The organism is Parvibaculum sp. (genome assembly GCF_045863935.1).
GTDB lineage: Bacteria > Pseudomonadota > Alphaproteobacteria > Parvibaculales > Parvibaculaceae > Parvibaculum.
Map to the genome: position 1 here is coordinate 1 of NZ_BTVP01000064.1, position 9,791 is coordinate 9,791.

10 protein-coding genes are annotated in these 9,791 nt (G+C 63.7%); 8 read left to right on the plus strand and 2 right to left on the minus strand.

Annotated features, from left to right (window positions below; all coding sequences use genetic code 11):
• Positions 1–328 precede the first annotated feature (328 nt).
• On the minus strand, positions 329–1,549 hold the full coding sequence (locus ACKUUH_RS16595) for an acetyl-CoA C-acyltransferase (protein ID WP_407950999.1): 1,221 nt from the start codon (positions 1,547–1,549) through the stop codon (positions 329–331).
• Positions 1,550–1,937: 388 nt separating this feature from the next.
• Here ACKUUH_RS16595 and ACKUUH_RS16600 point away from each other — a divergent pair, with 388 nt between their 5' ends.
• From ACKUUH_RS16600 to ACKUUH_RS16620, 5 genes are all read left to right on the plus strand, one after another.
• A complete protein-coding gene (locus tag ACKUUH_RS16600; RefSeq protein WP_407951000.1) occupies positions 1,938–2,423 on the plus strand; it encodes a hypothetical protein in 486 nt (161 codons plus the stop codon).
• A 235-nt stretch (positions 2,424–2,658) separates the two neighbouring features.
• Positions 2,659–3,057 (plus strand): PaaI family thioesterase, encoded by a 399-nt coding sequence (locus ACKUUH_RS16605; RefSeq protein ID WP_407951001.1) that lies wholly within the window; start codon positions 2,659–2,661, stop codon positions 3,055–3,057.
• Positions 3,054–3,488, plus strand: a complete 435-nt coding sequence (locus ACKUUH_RS16610; protein ID WP_407951002.1) for a PaaI family thioesterase — start codon at positions 3,054–3,056, stop codon at positions 3,486–3,488. Before ACKUUH_RS16605 ends, ACKUUH_RS16610 begins: the two co-directional genes overlap by 4 nt.
• Before the next feature lie 143 nt (positions 3,489–3,631).
• Entirely contained in the window at positions 3,632–4,483 is an 852-nt protein-coding gene (locus ACKUUH_RS16615; protein ID WP_407951003.1) for a MaoC/PaaZ C-terminal domain-containing protein, read from the plus strand.
• 177 nt (positions 4,484–4,660) lie between these two features.
• Positions 4,661–6,007, plus strand: a complete 1,347-nt coding sequence (locus ACKUUH_RS16620) for a methyltransferase domain-containing protein (protein WP_407951004.1) — start codon at positions 4,661–4,663, stop codon at positions 6,005–6,007.
• Positions 6,008–6,761: 754 nt separating this feature from the next.
• Here the strand turns inward: ACKUUH_RS16620 and ACKUUH_RS16625 are convergent.
• Entirely contained in the window at positions 6,762–7,061 is a 300-nt protein-coding gene (locus ACKUUH_RS16625; protein ID WP_407951006.1) for a hypothetical protein, read from the minus strand.
• Positions 7,062–7,335: 274 nt separating this feature from the next.
• Here ACKUUH_RS16625 and ACKUUH_RS16630 point away from each other — a divergent pair, with 274 nt between their 5' ends.
• The 3 genes from ACKUUH_RS16630 to ACKUUH_RS16640 all read left to right on the plus strand — a co-directional run bounded on the left by ACKUUH_RS16630 (position 7,336) and on the right by ACKUUH_RS16640 (position 9,688).
• Positions 7,336–8,076, plus strand: a complete 741-nt coding sequence (locus ACKUUH_RS16630) for a hypothetical protein (RefSeq protein WP_407951007.1) — start codon at positions 7,336–7,338, stop codon at positions 8,074–8,076.
• 193 nt (positions 8,077–8,269) lie between these two features.
• Positions 8,270–9,376: a glutathione S-transferase family protein gene (locus ACKUUH_RS16635; protein ID WP_407951008.1), complete on the plus strand. Its 1,107-nt coding sequence runs from the start codon at positions 8,270–8,272 to the stop codon at positions 9,374–9,376.
• 30 nt (positions 9,377–9,406) lie between these two features.
• Entirely contained in the window at positions 9,407–9,688 is a 282-nt protein-coding gene (locus ACKUUH_RS16640; protein WP_407951009.1) for a ferritin, read from the plus strand.
• The last annotated feature ends 103 nt before the right edge of the window (positions 9,689–9,791 follow it).

Below are 9,791 nucleotides of genomic sequence, written 5' to 3' on the forward strand. Positions count from 1 at the left end.
TGCGGGCCATCCACGTCTTTGCGGCACGGAAGGCAGGAAAGAAAGACCCCGGCTTCGCCGGGGCAGGCGTGGATGACCCGGACAAGCCGGGTCATGACGGTTAAATTCGGGATTGAAAATTAAACCGGACAGCAGTGGGGCAAGTCGGGCCATGACGTTTAGTGGTGGAAAAGAAAAAGGCCCGTGGATTGCTCCACGGGCCTTCAATTTTCAGACGCTTCGAATTACGCGAATTCGAAGAGGCCCGCGGCGCCCGCTGAAATCGCCTTGGCGATTTCAGCTTTCTTTATATTTGAATGGGCGCCTTTGCCGGCTCTTCGTAATTCGCCTACGCGAATTCGAAGAGGCCCGCGGCGCCCATGCCACCGCCGATGCACATGGTGACGACGCCGTACTTCACGTTCTGGCCAGCCTGCTTGCGGCGGCGGCCTTCGAGCAGGATGTGGCCGGTGCAGCGCGCGCCGGTCATGCCGAAGGGGTGGCCGATGGCGATGGCGCCACCATTGACGTTGTACTTTTCCGGGTCGATGCCGAGGCGATCGCGGCTGTAGAGGCACTGGCTCGCGAAAGCTTCGTTGAGCTCCCAGAGGTCGATGTCGTCGATCTTCAGGCCGTGACGCTCGAGGAGACGCGGGATCGCGAAGACCGGGCCGATGCCCATTTCGTCGGGCTCGCAGCCTGCGACCGCGAAGCCGCGGAAGACGCCGAGAATGTCGGAGCCGTTCTTTTCGGCTTCCTTGCGTTCCATCAGCACGACGGCGGCGGCGCCGTCCGAAAGCTGCGAGGCGTTACCGGCGGTGACGTATTTGCCTTCCTTCACCTTCTGGCCGTTCTTGAAAACGGGCTTCAGACCCTGAAGCGACTCGAGCGTCGTTTCCGGGCGGTTGCACTCGTCCTTCCCGACCGTGTAGTCGACCAGCGATTCCTCGCCCGTCTCCTTGTTCACAACCTTCATCTTGGTCTGCATCGGGACGATCTCGTCCTTGAAGATGCCGGCCGCTTGCGCGGCGGCGATGCGCTGCTGGCTGCGGAACGCATACTCGTCCTGGTATTCGCGGGAGACGCCATAACGCTCGGCCACGAGTTCGGCGGTCTCGATCATCGCCATCCAGAGCTCAGGCTTTTCCTGCATGAGCTTTTCTTCGGTCATGCGATTGAGGTTCTGGCCGCCCATCTGGACGAGCGAGATCGACTCGACGCCCGCGCCGATGGCGCAGGGGACGCCTTCGTTGAGGATGCGGCCGGCGGCCATGGCGATCGTCTGGAGACCCGAGGAGCAGAAGCGGTTGACCGTGGTGCCGGAGGTCGTGACGGGGCAACCCGCCCAGATCGCCGCAAGGCGGCCGACATTCATGCCGGTCGCGCCTTCAGGCGCGCCGCAACCCATGAGCACGTCCTCGACCTGGGCCGGGTCGATCTTCGCGCGCTCGATGGCGTGCTTGATCGCATGGCCGGCCATGGCGGCGCCGTGAGTGTTGTTGAAACCGCCGCGGCCGGACTTGGCAAGGCCGGTACGCGCGGTCGACACGATGACTGCTTCTCTGGACATGGACGGTCTCCCGAAGGGGTTAGATGGCTTTAAATTGCCGGGTTTGATGCTTGGCCGGTCCGGCGTTTACCGCCTTTTTCTGAATGGTCCGGCCCTAGTTGAGGCGCACCATAAACGCCCGGAGACCCCCTTCAAAGCGGAATCTCGGTCATTTTCCGTAGGGGCGAGGCAGGTGACCTGTTGGAATTTGAACATTGAGCCGCGCGAATCGCGACGAATTCCAGGTGCTCCAATGACGAGGTTGGGGGTGCCCCAATGTTGCCTTGAAATTTCCCCGTAACCGCCGCGTGCGGACCTGTATCGGGTCACATTCGTTTTCCATCTTGAGAGCGTTGAAGGCGAACCGCCAGGCGGGCGCCGGGACGATGAAAATGGAAGGGGACTGAAGATGAAGCCGTTGACCCTCGTTGCCGCTCTTGGCCTCAGCACTGCGATCGCGACCGCGCTCGTGGCGAACACGGCGGCATCGGACCCGCTTCCCCTTCCCCGCCCGGCGGTGAGCGCGGAGGTGCAGACGATCGAGATCGAGGAACGCATGATCACGGTCAGCGCCGTCGATCCCGCCGCACCGCGCACGCCGGGCTATGGCGTGAACGATGCCGAGCGCGTCGTCTTCCCGATCTATTTCGCCGAAGGCTGGACCACCACGAACGACAAGGCGGAAGTGGCGCTTCGCGCCGCCGCCGAAGAGATTACCTATCGCGGCTTGCAGAACGTCACGGTGGCGCCTTCGCAAGCGGCGATGATGTCGTCCGATCTTTCGACGCAGCGGGAGGCCGAGCAGCGCGCGGCCACCGTTGCCGCGACGCTCGAAAAATATGGCGTGCCGGAACGCTGGATCGCCGTGAAACCCTACGCGCTGTCGGGCGTTTAATTTCCACGAAGACTTCCCTCTTCGCGGCGGAACATTCCCTCCCCTCGCATCCGCCGCGTTGCATGAAAGGCCCGATGCCGCCCGGTGGGGGATGAGGGAGGACGGCATCGGGCCCTTCACCCCTCGCAGTATGACGGCCCGCCGCTCCTCCGGCGGGCCGTTTTCTTGTATCCGGACCTCCGACGGTCTAGATAAGGCGCCATTGTCAGTTCCTTACTTCCCCCGGATGTTTGCCATGAGTTCAAGACAGGTCGATACGAGCGGCTTCGGTGCCTATGCGGGACCGGTGCTGCGCAACGAGACGGGCGCCTTCACCTTCGAGATCGCCGAACATCACCTGAACGGCGCCGACAGGCTGCATGGCGGCATGATGATGACGCTTGCCGCCATCGTGCTCGGCGCGATCGCAAAGGAAACGGCAACCGGAAAGGCGCCGGATGCAACGGTGCGACCGCTCTCGCTCAATTGCGATTTCGTGAGCGCGGGCGAGAAAGGCGACACCGTGGAAGGACGCGCGGAGGTGACGCGCGCAACGCGCACCGTGCTCTTCATTTCCGGCGAGCTGCGCGTCGGCACGCGCATGCTGATGACCGCGACCGGCGTCTATGCAATCGGCGGGACGGAGAAAGCGTGAGACAGCCGCTCCCCTCGCCCGTGAAAGCCGAACCGCCGCAAGGCTGGAAGCCTTCGGACCTCCACGATCCGTTCGAAGCCTATGTGGGACCGCTCTTCGAGCGCGAAGAGAACGGCGAACGCATCTTCGGCTTCATCGCCGATGAACGCCATGTCGACGAAACGGGCGCGGTACATGAAGGCATGCTCATGACTTTCGCCGATGCGTTTCTCGGCGGGGCGGCGCATCGCGGCGCGGGAGAACGAAGTTGCGTCACGCTCAGCCTTCAGGCGAGTTTCCTGACCGAGGCGAGAGCGGGCGACTTCATCGAGTGCCGCACACGGATCGACCGCACGACGCGCGCCATCATTTTCGTCTCCGGACGCTTCAGCGTGGGCGACGAAGACGTGATGACGGCGACGAGCCTCTGGAAGGTGCTCGGCGAGCGCTGAAGACGCTTTGCGCTGCGGCACAATGATCGCCTGCGCGAGGCACAATGATCGCTTGCGCGAGGCATAATGATCGCTTGCGCGAGGCTGGCGGAACCGCTTTCCTATGGCCCAAGAAACGGACTTACATTCCAAGGGAGGCCGGTATGGCAATCAATTACGACAAGCTGATGAGCCTGAAAGCGGAAGGCCAGGAGTTCAGCTATGGCGACCGCGAAACGATGCTTTATGCGCTGGGCATCGGCTTTGGACGCGACCCGCTGGACGCGAAGGAACTGCCCTTCGTCTATGAAAAGAATTTGAAGACCGTGCCGACGCTCGCGACCGTGATCGCATGGGGTGCGGGCGCCATCGGCGACAGCGGCATCAATTATGCGATGGTGGTGCATGGCGAGCAGCGCCTGAAACTCTACAAGCCGCTTCCCATCGCCGCGAAGCTACTTGCCGACAGCCGCGTCGTCGGCGCCTGGGACAAGGGCGAAGGCAAGGGCGCGATCATCGTGACCGAGACGGACCTCACCGAGAAGGGTGGCGACAAGCTCTGTACACTGACGTCCACGATCTTCGCGCGCGGCGATGGCGGCTTCGGCGGCCCGCGCGAAGGCGCACCGGAACCGCACAAGCTGCCCGAGCGCGAACCCGACATGAGCGTGGACGCGGAGACGAAGCCTGACCAGGCACTACTCTATCGTCTTTCGGGGGACCGCAATCCGCTTCACTCCGATCCGGAGTTCGCCAAGGCCGTCGGCTTCCCGAAGCCGATCCTGCATGGTCTGTGTACGTATGGAACCTGCTGCCGCGCGATCATTTCAGGCGCGCTCGACTACGATCCGACGCAGATCACGGGCTTCGACGTGCGCTTCTCGGCACCGGTTTTCCCGGGCGATACGGTCACCGTCGACATCTGGAAGGAGAAAGGATTGATCTCCTTCAGGGCGCGCGTGAAGGAGCGCGACGCGGTCGTCATCAACAACGGCAAGTGCACGCTGAAGGGCTGAGGCGGGGATAAAGCGACCCGACTGTCATCGGAATGTCACGATAGTGTCACAATAGACCGACGAGAGACGTAGAAGAGGTTTTCCGGATTCCTTCTGTTCACGGATGAACAGGCAATCCGGGGATAAATTGGGGCCGGGCGGGGATAACTCCGTCCGGCCCTTTTCGCGGTCAGAAAGATGTCCCCAGTTTCAGAAGACTCAACGGAAGATCCGGCGGACTTATCCCCGGCGCTGACGGTCAACCCTCCGTTCACGGAGGAAATCAGACCGGGCGAGACGGACGATCCCCAGGATCCGCTTTCGCGGATGGAGCGGCTCATCGCCGCGGGCGACCGCGAGGGCGCGCTTGCCCATGCGCGCGACGCCGCCGCCGCGCGGGATGCCGAATGGTGGTCCGCGGGCCTCGTCGCCGCGCTTGCCCATTGCCTGATCGATCTTGGCGAGCCCGGCGAGGCGGCGGCGCTCATCGAGATGCTGGCCGCGAGGTCTCACGCGAATGCGAGGGCGCTCACGGTTCTCGCGCGGGCGCGGACGCTCGAAGGGCGGCACGCCGACGCCCTGGAGGCGCTCAACGAGGCAAGCTACCTGGACGGCCGCTCGGCGGAGGTGCTGTTGGCGCTGGGGGCGGCGCGCATGGCGGCGGGCGATACGGCGCGCGCCATTGCCGATCTCGAACGCGTGCTGCGCCTCTCCACGGGTGAGAACGAGAGCCAGGCAAACGAAAGAGCGGAAGCGCATTTCCGGCTCGGCGAGACCTGGACCTCGCTGGACGAACCGGCAAAGGCGGCGCGGCATTTCCGCGCGTCGCAAGGAGAGGACGCGAGCGACCGGCGCGGCGCGGGCATCCGCCTTGCCGAACTCGAAGCGCAGCCCGCGCCGACAAAGGCGAGCGCGGCCTATGTGCGCGCGCTCTTCGACGGCTATGCGCCGCGCTATGACGGGCACATGCAGGAGACGCTTTCCTATCGCGGGCCCGCGCTCCTGCGCGCGGCAGCGGAGAAGGCAGGCGTCTTCGGCGGCGCCGCGCATGACGCGATCGACCTCGGCTGCGGAACGGGACTTTCGGGCGCGGCGTTTCGCGGCGCTTGCGGGACGATGCTCGGCGTCGACCTCAGCCCCCGCATGTGCGCGGCGGCGGAAGCGAGCGGCTTCTATACGCGCGTCGTGGCGGGGGAACTCGTTGCGACGGTCGAGGCGGAGGCAGGCCCCTTCTCGCTCGCCATCGCCTGCGACACGGTGATCTATCTCGGCGATCTCGCGCCCCTGTTTGCGGCGCTTGCGGCAAAGGTTTCGCGGAGCGGATGGTTCGTGTTTTCCACCGAACGGTCGGACGGTATGTCGGAAGAGGCCGCCGCGCGCGGCTTCGAGATCGGCCCGACGCGGCGCTTCCGTCATACGGAGCGGTATCTGAGAGACGTGGCGGTGCAGTTCGGGTTCGAGATCGTGTCGCTCGACCGCGACGTGCTCCGGACGGAGAAGCGGGTGCCGGTGGAGAGTTTTGTTTGTGTGATGAAGAAGGTTTAGATCGCCAATGTCAGACAACCTGACTTACATTGATTTTTATTAAATCAGTGTACGAATCATGTTAGCGAGTCGAGTCCTCGATCCAGAACGGAGAAGGACGATGGCTTTTTATTGTGTGAACAAGAGAGAGCAGGATAACGGGGATCACGAAGTCCACCGGGAGGGGTGCAGATTTATGCCACTACCTTCCAATCAGCAGCCTCTCGGACAGTTCAGCAGCTGCGCCCCGGCTGTCGCGGCGGCGAAGGGGTATTTTCGACAGTCAAATGGTTGCAGAACGTGCTGCCCCGATTGCCATACAAGCTAACCCGACGACGCAAAGACGTGGATGGCCCGCATGAAGCGGGCCATGACGGGTTGGGGAGAGGCTATCGCCAATCTCTTCCGGCCGAACTTTGACGCACGGCCCATGGATCCCCTGAGTTCACAAACGAAGTGCAACACCAGCTTAAGGTGTTGCGATGGGGCACAAATACAAGCAATTCACTTTCGAGGACCGGTGCGAGATTGCCCGCCTACGTGGCGAGGGGCGCTCGATGCTCGAAAAGGTCCACCGGACCTTTTCGTTCGCTGACGCGAACCGCCTCTCACCCCACAGGGGGAGGGTGGTCCAGATGGCCGGCGTTTAATTTGCCGCATCCGGTTGAGAAGCCAGCCGCCAAAAGAAGAGGCCCGTGTTCCGGAGAACACGGGCCTTGACGATGGCGGGCCCTGGGGGGTTGGGACCGCCGCCGGTACAACCGGGCTGCTTTGCTCAGAACATCGGCAAAGCGGAAACGGCGGACAGGGCAAGAAGGCAGAGCCCCGTCGCGATATAGGCGAGCGTGTCTTCGCTGCCGCGGCGCGCGCGTTCACGCCTGTCGTTCAGCGCAACATGGCCGGCGCGGCGCGCACGGCAACGCTCGAGAATGGTTTCGACTTCGAGTTCGGCGGCGGGCGCCGGCGCGGGGCGGCCATAGACGCGGCGGCCGAAAGACCCGGCGGGTGCGCGATGGCCTGCCTCGGCGATGAAGCCGCGTTCGAGCCGGTTATATCCAGAGCCGATGGCGTTCATGGTGCTTACTCCACTTGGCCGCTCCTTCGATGGCCTGGGAAGACCTGTCTTCGGGCGCGGGGGTTCCATGGAAGGAAGCTTGTGCCGATGGTCACGCTCACTCAACGAGGGTTATGTTCCGATTTGTCGAGGACTGTGTGCGTCAACGCTTCCGGCTCGACAAAAAGGCCGGTATCCTGCTTTTTTAACCATGACCTTCCGCCGTCTGACGAGGATGCCGGTGCCCCGCATCGCCGCCTCGGCCCGGCATAGACGAAGAAGAGACATCCCGCCCATGTGCCGCCGAAGCCCGACATTCATTGCACTCGCCTCTGCCGCACTGGCTGCCGCGCTCGCGCTGCCGGCCAAGGCACAGGTGTGGGAGCCGGGCGATCCGCCCCGCGGCACCCATGACGAGCGCAGCATCGACATGGAGATGGATCCGCTGACGGTGCCGGACGTGCCACCCGATACGGGGGCGGCACCTGCCGAAACGCGTGCACCGGAGGTGCTCCGGGTTGAAGACGCGGAGGACTTTCTTTGCGAGCGCGCGCCCCAAGGCAAGGCAAAGCCCGTGCCCACCCCTTTCGACAGATGGCTGGTGCGCGTCTGCGCGCCGCAAGGGCAGGCGCTGGTGCCGGTGCTCGGCGAGGCGTGGGTCGCGCATGGCTCGGCCGATCCCGTTTCCATTCTCGCCATGCCGCCGGGCGCCGTTCCTCCGCCATCCATCGGCGCTTTCGACGCGCGCTACGACATCCGCTTCGACGCGCTGGAGGGGGGCAAGCTGGAGGGCGAAGGACGGGCCAGGGCGGTGGCGCTCATCGAAACGGCGGCGGGCGGAGGCAAGGCGCCGCCCTACGACACGGTGTGGCAACTCGACGCCGTGAGCAATGTGGGCGGCATGCGCTACAATCTCTTCTTCTATGTGAAGGGGGAGAGACCCGGCCAGATCATCGCCTGCCTCGACCAGTGCCGGCAGGCGCTCTATCTCGACGTGCTGACGGGCGCGGAAGCGAAAGAGGTATTGGGGCGATGACGGTGGCCAGTTTAATTGACACTTGTAGTGCCGATAGATAGAAAATCCACCCTGCCCCTCACCCTTCCCACCTACGCGGCTTCGCCGCTCCGGCGGGCGTTCGAGGACGAAAAGGTCCACCGGACCTTTTCTTGTGTCCTCTCACCCCTCTCCCCGCCGGGGAGAGGGAAAGAAGAGCGAAAGCGGAAAAGTCATGACAAAGGGATACGAGTTCTACGGCGCGGAAGTGAGTTACTTCTCGGGCAAGGTGCGCGCCTATATGCGCTACAAGCGCATTCCCTTTTCGGAAATCACGCCGACACGCGAGATCTATCGCAATGTGATCCTCGCCCGCGTCGGCTGGCCGGTGATCCCCGTCGTCGTGACGCCGGAGGACGAGACCTGGCAGGACTCGAGCGAGATCATCGACCATTTCGAGGCGCGGTTTCCCGAAGCGCCGATCTATCCCGAAGGCGCGAAGCAGAAATTCGCGGCGCTCCTCATCGAGACCTGGGCGGATGAATGGCTGAAGATACCGGCCATGCATTACCGCTGGACGAAGAACCGGGACTTCGCGATCTCCGAATTCGGACGGCTGTCGCGCCCCGACCTCGACGAGGCGGGACAGCGCGCCGTGGGCGAGGAAACGGCGAAGCCCTTCGCGGGCGCGCTGCCGGCGCTGGGCGTAACGCCGGTGACGGGACCGGCCATCGAGACATCCTATGAGGGGCTTCTTGCCGAACTCGACGCGCATTTCGCGGCCCACGACTTCCTCTTCGGCACGAGGCCTTCCATCGCCGACTTCGGGCTCTACGGGCCGCTCTATGCGCATCAATACCGCGACCCGGCTTCCGGCGAGATCATGAAGAGGCTTGCGCCGAAGGTCGCCGAATGGGTGCAGCGCATGACAAAGCCGCCGCATCCGAAGGGCGGCGAATTTCTCGGGCATGACGAGGTGCCGGAGACGCTCAAGCCCGTCCTTGCACGGATCATGCGGGAATATCTGCCGGTGCTTCTGAAAACGGCGGCGGCGCTGACGGCCCATGTGGAGGCGCATCCCGAGCTTATCGCGGGCAAAGAGCCGCTGCCGCGCGCGCTCGGCATGCATGAGTTCGAACTCGAAGGGGCCCGCGACAAGCGCGCGATCTTCACCTTCGACCTCTGGATGCTGCAAAGGCCGCTCGATTTTCTCGCCTCGCTGCGCGGAAGCGAGCGCGAGGCCGTCATTTCCATGCTAAAACAAGCGGGCGGGGAGCAGCTTGCGGATTTCCCGCCCTACCCGCGCCTGACGAGGCGTCAGTTCCAACTGGTCGTTGAATGAGCGCCCGCCAAGAACACTGAAGGAGTCCCCATGTCCAGCGAAGGCCTGCACGAATCCAATCTGTCGCCCGAAGCGCTCAACCTGCATCGCGCCATCGTATCGCTGATGGAGGAGCTGGAAGCCGTCGACTGGTACAACCAGCGCGCGGAAGCCTGCACCGATCCGGAGCTCAGGAAGATCCTCGAGCACAATCGCGACGAGGAAATCGAGCATGCGGTGATGGTGCTCGAATGGATGAGGCGCAACAACAAGACGTTCGACAAGGAGCTGCGCGAGCGGCTGTTCAAGGACGGGGCGATCGGGAAGGATTGAGGGTTCTCTCTCGGTTCGTCATTGCGAGCAGTCCCACCCTCCCCCTGTGATTCCTCTGCGAAACCCATCGCGTTCGGGTTTGCCGGGTATCCGGTGTGGTGTT